17 protein-coding genes are annotated in these 14970 nt (G+C 39.5%); 6 read left to right on the top strand and 11 right to left on the bottom strand.

Features of this window, described 5'->3' with window-relative positions; all coding sequences use genetic code 11:
• Positions 1-43: 43 nt before the first annotated feature.
• The 3 genes from SLH46_RS15530 to SLH46_RS15520 are packed head-to-tail and all read left to right on the top strand — an operon-like array spanning position 44 to position 3934.
• Entirely contained in the window at positions 44-535 is a 492-nt protein-coding gene (locus tag SLH46_RS15530) for an RNA polymerase sigma factor (protein WP_320282123.1), read from the top strand.
• Positions 528-1388 carry a FecR family protein gene (locus SLH46_RS15525; protein WP_320282122.1) on the top strand — a complete coding sequence of 287 codons (861 nt, stop codon included), beginning with the start codon at positions 528-530 and terminating at the stop codon, positions 1386-1388. The genes SLH46_RS15530 and SLH46_RS15525 overlap by 8 nt, the downstream gene beginning before the upstream one ends.
• A complete protein-coding gene (locus SLH46_RS15520) occupies positions 1388-3934 on the top strand; it encodes a TonB-dependent receptor (RefSeq protein ID WP_320282121.1) in 2547 nt (848 codons plus the stop codon). Before SLH46_RS15525 ends, SLH46_RS15520 begins: the two co-directional genes overlap by 1 nt.
• Positions 3935-3951: 17 nt before the next feature.
• On the opposite strand, the gene SLH46_RS15515 is transcribed toward SLH46_RS15520, so the two are convergent.
• The 3 genes from SLH46_RS15515 to SLH46_RS15505 all read right to left on the bottom strand — a co-directional run bounded on the left by SLH46_RS15515 (position 3952) and on the right by SLH46_RS15505 (position 6442).
• On the bottom strand, positions 3952-4485 hold the full coding sequence (locus tag SLH46_RS15515) for a hypothetical protein (RefSeq protein WP_320282120.1): 534 nt from the start codon (positions 4483-4485) through the stop codon (positions 3952-3954).
• Positions 4472-4990, bottom strand: a complete 519-nt coding sequence (locus SLH46_RS15510; protein WP_320282119.1) for an RNA polymerase sigma factor — start codon at positions 4988-4990, stop codon at positions 4472-4474. Before SLH46_RS15510 ends, SLH46_RS15515 begins: the two co-directional genes overlap by 14 nt.
• Positions 4991-5599: 609 nt before the next feature.
• Entirely contained in the window at positions 5600-6442 is an 843-nt protein-coding gene (locus tag SLH46_RS15505; RefSeq protein ID WP_320282118.1) for an SDR family oxidoreductase, read from the bottom strand.
• Between the two features lie 142 nt (positions 6443-6584).
• On the opposite strand from SLH46_RS15505, the gene SLH46_RS15500 reads away from it, so the two are divergent.
• Positions 6585-6953, top strand: a complete 369-nt coding sequence (locus SLH46_RS15500; RefSeq protein WP_320282117.1) for a winged helix-turn-helix transcriptional regulator — start codon at positions 6585-6587, stop codon at positions 6951-6953.
• A 14-nt stretch (positions 6954-6967) separates the two neighbouring features.
• Here the strand turns inward: SLH46_RS15500 and ygiD are convergent, their stop codons facing one another.
• The 3 genes from ygiD to SLH46_RS15485 form a co-directional block, all read right to left on the bottom strand.
• Entirely contained in the window at positions 6968-7852 is an 885-nt protein-coding gene (gene ygiD / locus SLH46_RS15495) for a 4,5-DOPA dioxygenase extradiol (RefSeq protein WP_320282116.1), read from the bottom strand.
• 81 nt (positions 7853-7933) lie between these two features.
• A complete protein-coding gene (locus tag SLH46_RS15490; RefSeq protein WP_320282115.1) occupies positions 7934-8497 on the bottom strand; it encodes a YceI family protein in 564 nt (187 codons plus the stop codon).
• 11 nt (positions 8498-8508) lie between these two features.
• Entirely contained in the window at positions 8509-8886 is a 378-nt protein-coding gene (locus tag SLH46_RS15485) for a hypothetical protein (RefSeq protein ID WP_320282114.1), read from the bottom strand.
• A gap of 234 nt (positions 8887-9120) precedes the next feature.
• On the opposite strand from SLH46_RS15485, the gene SLH46_RS15480 reads away from it, so the two are divergent.
• On the top strand, positions 9121-9840 hold the full coding sequence (locus SLH46_RS15480) for an AAA family ATPase (protein WP_320282113.1): 720 nt from the start codon (positions 9121-9123) through the stop codon (positions 9838-9840).
• 6 nt (positions 9841-9846) lie between these two features.
• Here SLH46_RS15480 and SLH46_RS15475 read toward each other — a convergent pair whose 3' ends face one another.
• Positions 9847-10437, bottom strand: coding sequence for a Crp/Fnr family transcriptional regulator (locus SLH46_RS15475; RefSeq protein ID WP_320282112.1), 591 nt, complete (start codon positions 10435-10437; stop codon positions 9847-9849).
• Between the two features lie 129 nt (positions 10438-10566).
• On the opposite strand from SLH46_RS15475, the gene SLH46_RS15470 reads away from it, so the two are divergent.
• Positions 10567-11112, top strand: a complete 546-nt coding sequence (locus SLH46_RS15470; protein ID WP_320282111.1) for a DUF1697 domain-containing protein — start codon at positions 10567-10569, stop codon at positions 11110-11112.
• Here SLH46_RS15470 and SLH46_RS15465 read toward each other — a convergent pair.
• From SLH46_RS15465 to SLH46_RS15450, 4 genes are all read right to left on the bottom strand, one after another.
• Positions 11109-12089, bottom strand: coding sequence for a CHAD domain-containing protein (locus SLH46_RS15465; protein WP_320282110.1), 981 nt, complete (start codon positions 12087-12089; stop codon positions 11109-11111). The genes SLH46_RS15470 and SLH46_RS15465 overlap by 4 nt on opposite strands.
• Positions 12090-12172: 83 nt before the next feature.
• A complete protein-coding gene (locus SLH46_RS15460) occupies positions 12173-13291 on the bottom strand; it encodes an ABC transporter permease (RefSeq protein WP_320282109.1) in 1119 nt (372 codons plus the stop codon).
• 72 nt (positions 13292-13363) lie between these two features.
• Positions 13364-13714 carry a four helix bundle protein gene (locus tag SLH46_RS15455; RefSeq protein ID WP_320282108.1) on the bottom strand — a complete coding sequence of 117 codons (351 nt, stop codon included), beginning with the start codon at positions 13712-13714 and terminating at the stop codon, positions 13364-13366.
• A 79-nt stretch (positions 13715-13793) separates the two neighbouring features.
• Complete coding sequence (locus tag SLH46_RS15450; protein WP_320282107.1) at positions 13794-14900, bottom strand: ABC transporter permease; 1107 nt, start codon at positions 14898-14900, stop codon at positions 13794-13796.
• Positions 14901-14970 lie beyond the last annotated feature (70 nt).

The raw sequence follows: 14970 nt of genomic DNA, 5'->3' as shown, positions 1-14970 counted from the left end.
CAAATAGATGTAACTTTATTGTTCTAATCATTGTTTCGGCGTTTTGACAAAAGGAGATTTTAAAAAGCTTTTTGATGAGCATTTTGAACAGGTTCGTAGCTACCTATTCTTTCGTTCGGGAGATACTGAACTGGCTACTGACATTGCGCAGGAAACATTTCTGAAGATCTGGGAGAAACAACATTTTATTGATGAAACAAGAGTGAAGGGCCTACTTTTTAAAATTGCCAATGATTTGTTTGCTTCGTACTACCGAAAAGAAAAACGTTCGTTTGAATTTTTTAAACATTACAAACCGGAAGAAAAATCGAGCACGCCCGAAGAAGCCCTGGTTTTTACACAAATGAAAGAAAACTACAATCAGGCGCTTGAAAGAATGCCCGAAAAACAACGAACCGTTTTTCTGATGAGCCGGGTTGACCAGTTAACATACAACGAAATAGCCGAAATGGTTGGTGTTAGTGTTAAAGCTGTCGAAAAGCGAATGAAGCTCGCGCTTAACTTTTTACGAACAAGTTTAAGAGTAAATGAATGATAAAAAATTACATAACGACCCGTTAGCCGGTTTCGAAAAAGATCTTTTCGGAAAAGGAAAGATTAAGTGGGAAAAATCGAAGGCGGATGTCTGGGACGAGTTGCAACGCAAAATTGATGATAAGCCTGCTTATGTAATTCCAAAACATCAGAATTGGATACAGTGGGCTGCAGCAGCTGTAGCATTGATCATTCTGGGAGTTGGAGGTGTTTTTTCATACTATCAAACTACCATCGAATGCCAACCCGGTGAACATAGGGTTGCGGAATTACCCGATGGCTCAACAGTAGAAATGAATGCCGCATCGAAACTGGTTTATTATCCCTTAAAATGGAGTTTGCAACGTAAATTAAAATTTGAAGGAGAGGGATTCTTTAACGTTGAAAAGGGATCACCTTTTACGGTGCATTCTGTAAATGGTACCACCCGGGTATTGGGTACTTCGTTTAATATTTATGCCCGCAACGAAAATTACCGCGTAACTTGTTTAACCGGGAAAGTTCAGGTAACTGCACCGAACGATGAAAAAGTTATTTTGCTCCCGCAAAACCATGTAGAACTGGAAGAAGGTAAACTGGTTGTTACCAAAATGTTTAAAACCGAAAAGGCCATTAGCTGGAAACAAAACTATTTCTTTTTTGCCGGCCGCCCGTTAAAAGAAGTCATCGATGAAATTGAACGTCAATATGCCGTTACCATAAAACTCGATCCACAATTAAATAATCGTAACTTTGGAAGTAATTTTTCGAAACAATACAGCATTGAAGATGTGTTGGATTTTGTTTGCAAACCAATGAATCTGAAGTTTGAAAAACAAGCGAATAATGTTTACATCGTGACAGACGAAAGTTAATGAGCAGGTTAACCGTTATGGTTTTGATAATGCTGTTGTCCGTTTTACAGTTGGCTGCCCAAAACCATGAACAAATAGAAATTAACACACGAAAAACCCCTTTAAATCAGGTTTTAATTGATTTAAAGGAAAAGTATGGCTTTCAGTTTGCGTACGACAGCGATTTACTTTCCGGCTTTTTAGTAAGTGCCAACAATAAAACTTTCGATAGCGACGAAGAAGCGCTGCGGTTTCTTATCAAAGATTTTCCGCTTGAAATAGAACGATCCGGCGATGTTTTGCTTATCATTCCAAAAAAGGAACATAAACCTCAGTTAACTCGAATTTCCGGTCAGGTGTTAGAAGCCAATACTTTCGAGCCTTTGCCCTATTCGTACATTCTTATTAATCGTCGTCCGATACAATCCGATTTGCAGGGCCACTTTAATTTTATTGCCTCGGCCGACACGTCTTATAATCTTCATATTTCGCACCTGGGCTACTTTGTTTACGACACAATTGTTACGCAAAGCCTTAGTCGCAACTTTTTGCTTTATCCTCAAATTGAGCGAATTAAAGAGGTGAAGGTTTATAGTAACGCCATCGAAAATTCAACCCTGATTGGCGACAAGGCAGGCCGAATGAAAATCAACCACCAGATAGCACCGATTCTTCCGGGATATGGCGATAATTCGGTGTTTAACCTGTTGCGATTAATGCCCGGTGTTATGGCTTCGGGAGAACAGTCGAACGACCTGCTGATTTGGGGCGCATACGAGAGCCACAGTAAAATTCAATTTGATGGATTTACTGTTTTTGGACTAAAAAACTTTAACGACAACATCGCCGTGGTAAATCCTTTAGTGGTAAAAAATATTGAAGTGATGAAAGGCGGTTACGAAGCCCGTTATGGCGATCGGGTTGGGGGAATTGTTGATATTCAGGGAAAGGACGGAACCTTGTTAAAACCAACCTTTACTTTTAGTATTAACTCGATTACGGTTAACTCGATGGTTCAGTTGCCGATTTCAAAAAAATCCTCGTTATTGGCTGCCTATCGTCAAACCTACTATCAGTTGTACGGCCCAACACGAATTACCATTGTTTCGCGCGAAGGAAATACGGATTCGGGTGCGGGATCAGGAAGTACCCGCGGAAACGGTTCAACAACAAGTCGTATTACCGACGTAAAACCCGATTTTGTTTTTCGCGACGCCAATCTGAAATATACTTTTAAAGGCGACAACGGAAGCCGTTTTTCGCTGAGTTTGTATGGTGGGGGAGACGATTTTAGCTACGATATGGATGCTGAATTAGCAAAGGTTTTATGGACACGCGAGGAGCAGGAACAGAATAATCAGCTGGGAGGATCGGCGCAATTTAGTTATCCATGGAATAACGGAGATGCTACCAACTTAACTTTTGCCTATTCGGCTTTGGACCGGCAGTTGTACCAGAAAGCTCAAACCGAAAATTATAAAAACGGGAATATTAAAATATTAAACGATTTGGATTCGGAGAATAAGGTGAATGAATTAAGTTTTAATGCCGAACATACTTTAAATTTTCGCGAAGGGCATCGTTTGCTTTTGGGAGCAGGTGTAATTACCAACAAGGTTGAACTATCGCGATTCTCCGAAGAAGAAAAACAAATTGATATTAATAACGAGTCGCCGAGGATTTATTCGTATTTACAGGATGAGTATCCGCTTGGGAAGTTCTTAGAAATAAAATCAGGACTTCGTTTTATATACAACACCAAACCCAATAAATGTTATGTCGAGCCCCGTGTTTCGGCATCTGTTTCGGTTTTTAAAAACACAAAAATAAATGCGGCATGGGGGCTTTACAACCAGTTCTTATCGAAAACAACGGTTCTCGACAGTGCAAATAATTACACTGAATTCTGGACAAATTCCGACGATGAACAGATTCCGGTTTTGAGTGCCGAGCATTTTGTTACCGGGATATCGTACAATAAAAATGGATTTACGGCCAGTGCTGAGGCTTTTTACAAAACCACCAATGGATTGAGTCAATATATAAATGGTAATTTGCTGGTCAGCCAGGGATTTTACGAAGGAAAGGCAAGAAGTAAAGGCGTTGATCTTTTTATAAAAAAGGAATACAAACGAAACATGGCCTGGATATCGTACACATTGAGCAATACCGAAGAGCAGTTTTCATATTTTAGAAATAACAGGTGGCGGCCGGCACCACATCAGCAAAAACACGAACTAAAATTTGCCGGAGTTTGTAATTACAAATCGTTTTACCTGTCGGCAAATTACGTGTACGGCTCCGGGTTCGAACGTTATGATACTGATAGTGATGACGACCTGAACTTTGATAAACCGTACAGCAGATTGGATGCCGCTTTGGTTTATAAATTCAGGCCGGGTCGAGTTAAAGCCGAAGCCGGCATTTCAGTACTTAATATTTTGGATAGAGAAAACATTAAATACTCCAATATCAGGATTAGCAAAATCGACGAAGTTAGTCTTATTGGAGTGTATTCCGATGCTATATCGTTTACACCTTCCATATTTTTAAATATAGAGCTTTAGTTATTACAAGTCTGATTTTACACGTTTTCAATTTCACGAATAAGTTGTTTCGCGTTGTCGTGTAAGGGTTTATAGCGAAAATACCAAATTGTCAACCCGATACAAACGGCAAAAGCCAATGTTCCAAACCATATAAGTTGAAGTTTGATAAAATCAAATCCCAGCGACGAGTTTAATGCCAGTCCGGCATCGATCAATAGTAAAGGGATGATTAACCATGCTGTTTGTCGTTGAAAAGGCTGGTAACGATAGGCCGCTTTTTTTAACATCATAAGAGTGGGTTGCGAATAGTCGACGTTGTTATAATCTTTGTAATATTTACGGAAGAAGAATGCGTACGACAACATCGACAGCAGAAAACAAGTTGCTCCGGCGAGTTCTGAAAGCGGTTCTTTTTCAATGATATGAATAATGATCAGCACCCCGAATAAAAACGTGAGAATAAAGTATAAAATTTGAAATGATTTACTAAGTCGGGCATACTTCGAGTCCTCATTTTTTAAGCGATGAATAAGTTGCTGTAAATTTCCTAATGTGTTATTCGTTTTCATAATTGTCCTCCATTTTCTGTTTAAGTTGCGATTTAATCCGGTGAATTTTTACTTTCACATTACTTTCGGTTATCCCGATCACGTCCCCGATTTCTTTCATTGTAAGTCCTTCGAGCATTAACGAAATCAGAGCTTTGTCGATTACCGAAAGTGTATTGAGTTCATTTTGTAGCTGTTCCAGCTGTTTCTCTTCCAGAAGTTTCATCTCCAGACTTTGATCGTCTAAAATCGAGCTAAGATTATATTGGTCGGCATCAACCATAACTTTCAGGTGACGATAAGCTTTACCTGTGTAATTGAGCGAAGTGTTTATGGCAATTCTGTAAATCCAGGTGTTTATCGACGAATCGCCGCGGAAATTATCAAGGCTTTTCCAAATGTTTACCAGAATCTCCTGATACATGTCTTGCTGGTCCGTTTTGTTCGCATTGTAATAGTTACAAATGCGTTTTATTCGCTCATCATTATCAGCTACCAGCTTATTAAACTGTTCCTCTTTCTTCAACGTTTTTGGTTTTGTTTTTTACTTAGTTTCCGAAAGATACAAATGGTTACATTTTTTTGTAAAATAATTCTTGCTATGTTAATTCTGTCGGTGTTGCTGTTTTCTTCTGATTGGGATGATTTTGTTTAAGAGCTTTATATTCTGTTGAATAATGGAATAGAGGAATAAAATACCAAATACTTGTTTTTTAACAATAATTGTTTTAAATTAGATACTGTTAAATTGAAACCATAACGAAAACCGGCTCGTGATCTCTAAATTTCATTGAATCCGACCAGACAAAACTTGCAACATGGCCACTCAACTGGAATAACACATCAAAATTTTCTTATTCGTGTAATTAGCAACCTTTGATACATAAATTATCAAGTGATTTATTGCCCGAATTGAATGATTCGAAAACAGACGAGAAAAGAATAACAGTAAGATATCGACAAAGTGAGGAGAAGGGACAGTATAACCGTCTTTGGAGTTCTAAATTCCGGAGGCGGTTTTGTTTGACCATAATTCTGTGAAAGGATTGTTTTTGGGATTTAATCAGAAAAATTGCCTGCAACTTCCGGTGAAAGAATATTGCAGGCAGAATTTTAAATGCTATTTTTTAATTTATTACAATACGGCTTTTACTGCATCAGCCAGCGGAGTTGTTGGTCTACCAATCAATTCTGAAAGTTGTTTTGAATCATCAAAAAGATCATTTTTTGAAGCTCCGGTGTCCCATCCTGCAATGGCATCAGCAAACATGTCGGGCAAACCAACACTTTTTAATATTGAAGCGTATTCAGTTTCCGGTAAGTTGTTGTATGGAATTTCCTTGCCGGTTTGTTTTGATATCTCAGCAGCCAGGTCGGTAAGCGTATAACTTTCGTCGCCTGCCAATTCGAAGAGCTTGCCTTTGTGTTTTTCATTTGTTAAAACCACTGCAGCGGCTTCAGCAAAGTCGGCACGTGTAGCCGATGAGATTTTTCCATCACCAGCACTTCCCACAAATGCACCTGCTCCCAATGCTCCTGCAATCGATCCGGTATAGTTTTCCGAGTACCAGCCGTTACGCAAAATGGTATGCTCGATTCCCGAGCTTTTCAAGGCTGCTTCGGTTGCCAGGTGTTCGCCGGCCAAACTTAACGATGAAGTGTCGGCATGTAATAAACTGGTGTAAACAATCCAACTAACACCGGCTTCCTTTGCCGCGTTAATAACATTAATGTGCTGTGGTGCGCGTTTACCGATCTCATTTCCTGAAATCAACAACAAACGATCGATACCTGCCAGCGCACCGGCCAGTTCTTCCGGTTTTTCGTAATCAAAAGTACGTGCTTCAACACCAAGTTCTGCAGCTTTCTCGGGTGTACGTACCAATGCTACAATGTTTTCAGCTGCTGTTTTTTGTTTTAATTGTTCAACAACTAATTGTCCTAATTGTCCTGTTGCTCCTGTTACTGCTATTTTCATTTTATTAAATTATTTAAGATTACTAAAATATATTTACTTACTTTTGGAGAGTAAAGTTATACTCTTCGATTTATTTATACAAGAACTGACAAGAAAGTACGATACTTACGTCAGTGTTAGTATTGTTTATTATCAATGTATTATGAACGAAGTTTTATTAAAAAAATATAGCACTCCTGAATCTTGTCCGATTCGTCATGTATTAGATCGTATCGGTGATAAATGGTCGATGTTGATTTTATTGCTTCTCGAAGAAAGTGGAACCCTCCGTTTTAACGAGATTCATAAATACATAAAAACCATTTCTCAAAAAATGCTCTCTTCAACGCTCAAAGCACTGGAGGAGGATGGCCTGATAAACCGTACTGTTTTTCCACAAATTCCTCCAAAAGTTGAATATGAGCTAACTCCACGGGGACAAAGTTTAATTCCTCATCTTCGAAATCTGGTAGCATGGGCATCAACCAACATGGCCGATATTCAAAATTCACGACAGAATTTCGCTCGTTAATCAGATAAATGATGTTACCCTATTTTTACCGAGGTCATTGCCAGTGAGCCACCAACCGGTTCATCATTAAAAATACTGATTTCATCCTTCTTATCCTGCAATGCCAGCGCATAAAGCAAAGGCAAATAGTGCTCGGGTGTTGGGATTGATAACTGGAAAGCTCTGCCCATTTTCGAATAGTTGATCAAATCCTGGTGATTACCGTTCAATATCAATTCTTTCATTTTGCTGTTGGCCTCGTTTGCCCAGTCGAAACCAAAGTTTTCGTTGAGTTTTCCCCAATGTACCATCCTTAAATTGTGTACATTATTACCACTTCCTACAATCAAAATTCCTTTTTCACGTAGTTTGTTCAACTCTTGTGCGAGTTCGTAATGCTCCTGTGGCGTTTTTCTGTAGTCAAGGCTCAACTGGATTACCGGAACATCGGCCTCGGGGTACATGTGGCGGATAACTGACCAGGCTCCGTGATCGAGACCCCATTTATCGTCGAGATGAACAGGTGTTGTTTGCACCATATCTTTAACTTCCTGTGCCAGTTCCGGCATTCCCGGTGCGGGATATTGTACTTCGTAAAGTTCCTGTGGGAAACCACCAAAATCATGAATGGTTGATGGTTGTTCCATGGCTGTAACTCGTGTTCCCTGTGTTTCCCAGTGTGCCGACACCACAACAATTGCTTTGGGCTTTTCAATTTCGGAAGAAACCTTTCTGAAACCCTGAACAAATTCGTTCTCGGTGATGGCATTCATCGGGCTGCCGTGTCCTAAAAACAACACCGGCATTTTGGGCGTGTTTTCCAACGATTCTGTTATTTTATTTAATGCATTAAGTTTCATACCTGCAACTGTTAGCGGCACTGCTGCCATTACTGTTTTTAAAAATTGTTTACGTTCCATGTTTTCAAATGTTAGCAATTGTTTGCACGCCGGGCGGACATATTTCAAACCGTTTAATGCTTCCCTTTGTTCTCCTGCACATTAAAGTGCAAGAGAGATTTCGAGTGTAAAGATGTCGTTTATGGCTTTGTCGCCCAGGTTGTCGAAGAACGAGTTTGAGCCGTAACGTACATCAAATTTCGATCGGTCAACCTCAACATTTGCGTTGTAGGTATTTCCATCCTTAACCACTTCAAAAGTAACTTCTTCGGTGTTTTCTTTAATGGTGAGTTTACCGGTCACGCTGGCTTTACCATTTTCGAATTTTGTTGCTTTGGTAGCCACAAATTTTGATGTCGGGAATTTTTCAACGCCAAAGAAATCATCAGATTTTAAGTGTCCCACCAACTTTTGGTTGTACTCCTCATTATCAAGGTCTTTGTTGGTAATGGTATTCATGTCGATTACCACTTCGCCACCAACAATGTTGTCGTTTTTGAATTCGAAATACCCGCTTTTAACTTCGATTTCGCCATGGTGCGAACCACCAATTTTTTTACCGGTCCATTTTACAACCGACGCTTCCTGATTTACTTCTTTTTTCTGTGCAAATGTTGCAACACTCGCAGCTAATACAAGCACTGCTAATAATCCTAATTTTTTCATTGTTCTAAATATTAATTGTTGTTATAAATTGATTCACTAATAATTTGTCCGTCGCAATTCCATTTTTGTAACGTAATGTGGGTGTATTTTTGTTCTCCCAAATCTTCGTGGGTGTAATCAAATTCCCATTCCACAATCGATATCTTATCGCCAATAATTACTTTTTTTACGATGGCTTTTCTGAACGCTGTTATGCCGGTAACCAGATTTTCTTCCTGCAACCGACAGGCGTTTTTTCCAACGATCCTTTCACATTCGTTTTTTTGTCTGATCACATCGTCGGCATAAAATTTTTCGAATGCTTCTAAAATGTGTCCTTCAAGAATCATGTTGTTTAGTTTTTCAACTCGCTCCTGAACTGATAATTTTTTTGGATCTATTTTTCGCATCGTCTTTTGTTTTAATTGTACGATACAAAGGTAGAGGGTGGGGTAGCCTCACACACTTGACCTATGATAAGAAATGAAATTGATCTATGTTAAGACGATGAACATGGATAACGTGCTGATTATGCTTATCTTCGAAATTCATTAAAGTCAGTATAAATTCAATTCGTTGACTGATAGGCTATTTAAGCATCAGGAAAAACGGCTTTTAATCAACCTGAAAAAACTATATTCAACATGTACCACTTGAACAGTATAAACCTTGAAACGGATCGATACCCGACAACCGAGCATTATCCGTTTAATCTTCCTTTGTTTTCCGAAACGAAAAAGCTTGAGTTTACAAAGCCGGTTACTTTGTTTGTGGGGCAGAACGGTTCGGGAAAGTCGACATTGCTAGAGGCCATTGCGGTTGCGGCAGGAATTTATATCTGGCGAAATAATATGACTTCGCGCTACAGGATGAACCGTTACGAAGCCACGTTGCATCGTTATTTAAAGGTTTCTTGGGAAAACGGATCGGTTCCCGGTTCTTTTTTCGGGGCACAGATATTCAAAGATTTTGCTTCGATGTTGGAAGAATGGGCAACCACAGATCCCGGCCAGCTTGAGTTTTTTGGTGGTAAATCTTTGATTTCTCAATCGCATGGACAGTCGCTTATGTCGTTTTTTAAAAGCCGATACAAGTTAAAAGGATTGTATTTGCTCGATGAACCGGAGACTGCACTTTCGCCTTCCAGTCAGCTGGAATTGCTTCGGTTGATCAGCGAAAATTCAAAGGGCGGACACGCTCAGTTTATTGTTGCCACACATTCGCCAATTTTGCTGGCGTGTAAAAATGCCACCATTTACAATTTCGATGAGATGCCGGTTTCGGAAGTGAGTTATGAAGATACTGAGCATTTCAGAGTGTATCGCGATTTTTTGAATCACCGCGAAAAGTACCTGACGGACTAGCTGAATCTATTTTGCTGACTTTTTACGGATGCGGCTCAAACTCTCAGGAGTGATGCCCAGGTATGATGCAATGTAAACCAGCGGCACGCGTTGAAAAATGTCGGCGTGTTCTTTTAGCATGTCGTTGTAACGGTCAACCGCCGATTCCCACATCGTGGCATTCAGGCGCTCCAAAGCATTAATGTACGCCTTTTGAAAAAGAATACGGAAGTAGCGTTCTATTCGTGGTACTTCGTCGTAGAGTTGTTCAAGTCGGTCGTACGAAATTCGCAGCAGCTCGGAGTCTTCCAGCGTTTCGATGTAATACTTCGACGGGCGTTGCGAAAAGAAACTTTCCAGGTCGCTGATCCAGCTGTTGTCAAGCCTGATTTGATAAATGTGCTCGATGCCTTTTACATCAACATAATACGAGCGCAAACAACCTTTAATCACAAAATAAATGTATTTACAGGTTTCGTCGGGTTCCAAAAGGTCTTTTTTCTTTTTTACAGAAATAGGCTCAAAAGCAGAGAGAATTAACTTTTCATCATCTTCAGAAATATTGGCGACCCACTTTTTTATGTAGTAGATTAATTTGTGATCTGTTGCTGTTGTCATGTCGAATTTTGCTAGCCTCTAAATTTAACGCTTACAATTCAAGCTTTGTTCTTTCTATTGAAGAAAATAAGTTTTTGGTAAAAAAGATGACGTTTCAGAACTAAGTTTCGGACCTGATGTTATGGATGTATGAAAACGTATGTAGCTATTTTGCGCGGAATAAATGTTAGCGGGAAAAACAAAATAAAGATGGATGCGCTGAAATCCTCGTTTTCCCGTTTGGGATTTGAACAGGTTCATACCTATATTCAAAGCGGGAATGTTGTTTTTAGTTATCCGGAGTCGCGTATTGAAAATCTGGAAAAACTCATCACTAAACAAATATTTGAAGACTTCGGATTTGATGTTCCTGTTTTGATTTTAAGTGAAGATCAGCTGGCAAACATCGTTGAAAACAATCCTTTTATAGGCAAAGAAAATATTGATCATCAATTCCTGCACGTCACTTTTTTGAAAGAAATACCGAGTGATGTGGATGAAGAAAAAATTACTTCGCATTTAAAAGCCGGTGAGGAATTTGTGATTTCAGAAGGCGTCGTTTATTTGTATTGTCCGCACGGGTATGGCAAAACCAAACTTACCAACAACTTTTTTGAAAATCAACTGAAAGTGAGTGCAACCACACGTAATTGGAAAACCACACAAAAACTTTTGGAAATGGCAAATGAGATTTAATCGTTCCCGCAATCACACTCAGTAGCTTTTTTCTGTTTGCGACCACTAAAAAGTTTCAGCTGTTTTTTGTGCATCACCGAGTTCTCCCAGTTATTAAAAATACGCAAAGCAAAAGCGTCGCTGCTTTCTGCAAAACACTGCTCGCCAAGCGCCTGAACTCGTTTTCTTAAAATCGATCGCCTGTTATACAAATAACGCATTAGCTTTTCGCGTGAATCTTTATCGGTAATTACGATGCGTTTACTTTTAATCGCCGCATGAAATAAATCTAAATCGTGCAGTTTGCCGAGTGTACTTCCCAATAAACTCAGATCGCTGATGTACGCGTGAATGGAATTTGGCCAGGCTTTGTTGAGCAACATTAAATGATACGTGAGGTATTTTACCTGTTTACGCCAGTAGTGGTAGACCTCTTCGTCATTCAAAAATTCGGTGGTTTCAAAAGCTCCCCGCGCACGTTTATAAATATGTTGCAGGCTTTTAAGGATAAAGAATTCCGGATCGCCCGTAAAACTCAAACTGTGAATCATTTGCTGCAGGCTCAGTATCATTTGCTTTATATTCTCGGCATGCCCTGTCTCTTTAAAATGGTCAAAAGCTGTTTTCCTGTTTCGGCGATGTTGGGAAATAATTTTATCGAGCGCTTTTGTAACTGCAGGATTACGCAGTTTTGATTTTACCTCCTGTAGGAGTTCAATTTGCGAAGTATCGTCGCGTAAAGGAGCAACCTCCATTGCCAAGTCGCGGTAATATGCGTTCATTTCATTGTAGCTTTCTTCTCCAATTTCGTGACGAAGCAAACGCAACAATCCCCGTATCTTTTTAATATTGGTACGAACCTCGTGAATGTAATAATGCTGACGTTTAGTGCTGGTAATAAACTTTGCCGAATCGGAATGTAGTTTGTCGAGCACACGAAAAATGCCCTCTTCAAAATATTCACGTTCTTTTATTTCCAGACTAAAATCTTCGCTCATTCGTTTCGCTCTGAAATGTTGACACTACCACCAGACTGCTTACTGATTAACGATTTTGGTAAAAAAAGGTTAACCGCTGTAAGTTATGCTGTTTTTCGGTAACGCCAAATAGCGAGGCTTAAGAAGGTAACGCCTAAAATCGATAGGGAAACCAGTTCTTGTAAAAGGTCGGAAATGTTTGAGCCTTTTAAAACTACCATGCGCATTACCCGCATAAAATAATAGATTGGATTTAGGCGATCGATGTTTTGTGCCCAATCGGGCATACTTTCAACCGGAGTAAAAATGCCTCCCATCAGTACAAAAATCATCATAAAGAAAAAGCTGACGAACATGACCTGTTGCTGGGTTTCGGCAAGTGTAGAAATAAATAAGCCCAGACCAAGTACGCCGATGAGGTAAATGCCGGCCATAAAAAATAGTGTGAAAAGACTGCCAACAATTGGGAGATCGAATACAATCCAGGCAATTGTTAAACCAAAAGCCAGATCGAATAATCCAATTATCCAGAACGGAATTAGTTTGCCAATTATAAACTGGTATTTTTTGAGTGGTGTAACGTTCAGTTGTTCGATTGTGCCAATTTCTTTCTCGCGCACCAGGTTCATCCCCGACATAAACATCCCGATGATGGTAACAAGAATCGCTAAAATACCCGGTGCCATAAACCATTTGTAATCCAGCTCAGGATTGTACCAATAGTTTTCAGTTATTTCAACTTTTGTTGGCGGCGTAAATTCAGGGATTCCTTTCCACTCGGCAATTATGTCTTTGTTAAAGTCGCTGATGATGTTGGCAGAATAAGCATAAATTAACTGTGCCGAGTTACTCTCGATAGCATTTATCAAAAGTTGCACTTTCGATTCATCATCGCGAATGAGATTACGCTCAAAATCCACCGGAAAAACAAGAATTGCATCTGCCTCGTCAATTAATAATTTGTCTTCGGCCAGCTTCTCCGATTGCTCTAAATGATGTACATGAAAAAATGGGATTCCATCAAATTTCGCGATCAGGTGCCGTGAGTTTTCAGACATATCGTGGTCAACCACAACCAAATCTATACGTTTCATATCGTAGGTTGCCGCAAACACCAGAATCAGCATTTGCATGATCGGCACAACAAATATCATCGGCAGGATGGTCCTGTTCCGAAATATTTGCCGGAATTCTTTTTGTAATAGGTATAGTATTGTTTTCATTTTAATTGAAAGCTATGAGTCACGAGTCACGAGTTCCGAGATTCGAGACACGAGTTTCGAGTTTGTCGAGGATCACTTAAGACTCTTTTGAAGTCCGATTATCATTTTTTGTTCTTCGTCAAGTTGTTGATTAAGATTTGCAAAATCATCTTCATTTATAAAATCCAATTTTTTCGCTAGAATTAATTGTGTTTCCAGCTCAAATGAAGAGCCGAGTGAAATATCAAGAAATCTATTGAAGTCTTTCTTTGAACCTCTTCCAGATCCTTCAGCAATATTGGAAGGGATGGAAATTGCTGAACGCTTAATCTGACTGGTTAATCCGTACAATTCTTCATTCGGGAAGTCGTTTATTTTCTTGTAAACGTCAACTACTAATTCAATTCCTCTTTGCCAAACTTTTAGATTTTTGAAGTTCTTCATATTTAATTATTTAAAGGTTACTATTCTTACTCAACTTACTCGCCACTCGCCACTCGCCACTCTTTACTCGCTACTTTTTTCACTCCAACCTAATCTTAAACTTCTTAACACTAACAGCAATAAAAAACAGTGTCATACCAATTAAAACTGCTGTTTCTTTCCAAATAAAAAAGATACCGGTTCCCTTCAGCATGATGGTTCGCACAATCGTAATAAAGTATCGGGCGGGCATTATGTGACTAAAATATTGCAGCACTATCGGCATATTTTCAATGGGGAAGATAAACCCTGATAATAGGATTGTGGGCAGCATTAATCCGATCATTGAAATAAACATGGCTGCCATTTGGTTTTTTGCTGCCGTGGAAATCAGAATTCCAAGACAAAGCGCCATCATGATGAAAAGAATGGTTTCCAACATGAGTAAAATGAAACTACCACTTACCGGTACGCCAAACACAAAATGCCCGATCAACACGATAATAAATGCATTGGCGATTGACAATAAAAGGTAGGGGAGAACTTTCCCGACAATTATTTGAACAGGACGCAACGGTGAAACCAGCAGGATTTCCATGGTTCCCAGTTCTTTTTCACGGGTTATTGAAATGGAAGTCATCATGGCCGAAATGAGCATTAAGATCAGCGCCATTACTCCCGGGACGAACATGTACGCACTTTTCATTTCTTCGTTAAAATACATGCGTACTTCAGGAGTAATTTGCATGGGTAACTGCATTTCGGGATACAGTTTTCGAATATAATCGTTTACGATAGCCGTTGTATAGGAAATGGCCAACTTGGCTATATTCGGATCAGAAGCATCGGCAATCAGCTGCATTTTGGCGATACCTTCTTTGCCGAGTGTTTGCCCAAAGTTATTCTCAAAAACAATCACTTCGCGCACTTTCCCTTTTCTGAAAATAGCGTCGATGTCGTCGAGATTATCAAGGTTTTCATCTAATAGAAAATAGCCCGAAGAGAGTAGTTTATTCGTGATCTCTTGTGTGGTTGCATCCTTTGATTGGTCGTAAATGGCAATGTAGACATCCTTAATTTCGCTTTTAATTACCGTTCCAAAAACCAATAATTGCACCACCGGAATGCCAAACAGAATCAGCATTGTTCGCGGATCTCGAAAAATGTGGAAGAATTCTTTTTTTATGAATGATCTTAGTTGTTTCATTTTTTAAGTATTTAGTTGCGAGCCGCGAGTTACGAGTTTGATCATGCTATGGCTTCTTACTCGAAACTCG

The sequence above is a fragment of the Draconibacterium sp. IB214405 genome (genome assembly GCF_033963885.1).
GTDB lineage: Bacteria > Bacteroidota > Bacteroidia > Bacteroidales > Prolixibacteraceae > Draconibacterium.
This window is presented reverse-complemented; position numbering and strand designations above follow the sequence as displayed.

What these genes read in the sequence shown, in the direction of transcription:
- SLH46_RS15500 (WP_320282117.1), top strand. Translation starts at nt 6,585, where the DNA reads ATGAACGAAGTTTTATTAAAAAAATATAGCACTCCTGAATCTTGTCCG.
- SLH46_RS15450 (WP_320282107.1), bottom strand. Translation starts at nt 14,900, where the DNA reads ATGAAACAACTAAGATCATTCATAAAAAAAGAATTCTTCCACATTTTT.
- SLH46_RS15515 (WP_320282120.1), bottom strand. Translation starts at nt 4,485, where the DNA reads ATGAAAACGAATAACACATTAGGAAATTTACAGCAACTTATTCATCGC.
- SLH46_RS15485 (WP_320282114.1), bottom strand. Translation starts at nt 8,886, where the DNA reads ATGCGAAAAATAGATCCAAAAAAATTATCAGTTCAGGAGCGAGTTGAA.
- SLH46_RS15465 (WP_320282110.1), bottom strand. Translation starts at nt 12,089, where the DNA reads ATGAGCGAAGATTTTAGTCTGGAAATAAAAGAACGTGAATATTTTGAA.
- SLH46_RS15475 (WP_320282112.1), bottom strand. Translation starts at nt 10,437, where the DNA reads ATGACAACAGCAACAGATCACAAATTAATCTACTACATAAAAAAGTGG.
- SLH46_RS15520 (WP_320282121.1), top strand. Translation starts at nt 1,388, where the DNA reads ATGAGCAGGTTAACCGTTATGGTTTTGATAATGCTGTTGTCCGTTTTA.
- SLH46_RS15525 (WP_320282122.1), top strand. Translation starts at nt 528, where the DNA reads ATGAATGATAAAAAATTACATAACGACCCGTTAGCCGGTTTCGAAAAA.
- SLH46_RS15470 (WP_320282111.1), top strand. Translation starts at nt 10,567, where the DNA reads ATGAAAACGTATGTAGCTATTTTGCGCGGAATAAATGTTAGCGGGAAA.
- SLH46_RS15480 (WP_320282113.1), top strand. Translation starts at nt 9,121, where the DNA reads ATGTACCACTTGAACAGTATAAACCTTGAAACGGATCGATACCCGACA.
- SLH46_RS15505 (WP_320282118.1), bottom strand. Translation starts at nt 6,442, where the DNA reads ATGAAAATAGCAGTAACAGGAGCAACAGGACAATTAGGACAATTAGTT.
- SLH46_RS15490 (WP_320282115.1), bottom strand. Translation starts at nt 8,497, where the DNA reads ATGAAAAAATTAGGATTATTAGCAGTGCTTGTATTAGCTGCGAGTGTT.
- ygiD (WP_320282116.1), bottom strand. Translation starts at nt 7,852, where the DNA reads ATGGAACGTAAACAATTTTTAAAAACAGTAATGGCAGCAGTGCCGCTA.
- SLH46_RS15455 (WP_320282108.1), bottom strand. Translation starts at nt 13,714, where the DNA reads ATGAAGAACTTCAAAAATCTAAAAGTTTGGCAAAGAGGAATTGAATTA.
- SLH46_RS15460 (WP_320282109.1), bottom strand. Translation starts at nt 13,291, where the DNA reads ATGAAAACAATACTATACCTATTACAAAAAGAATTCCGGCAAATATTT.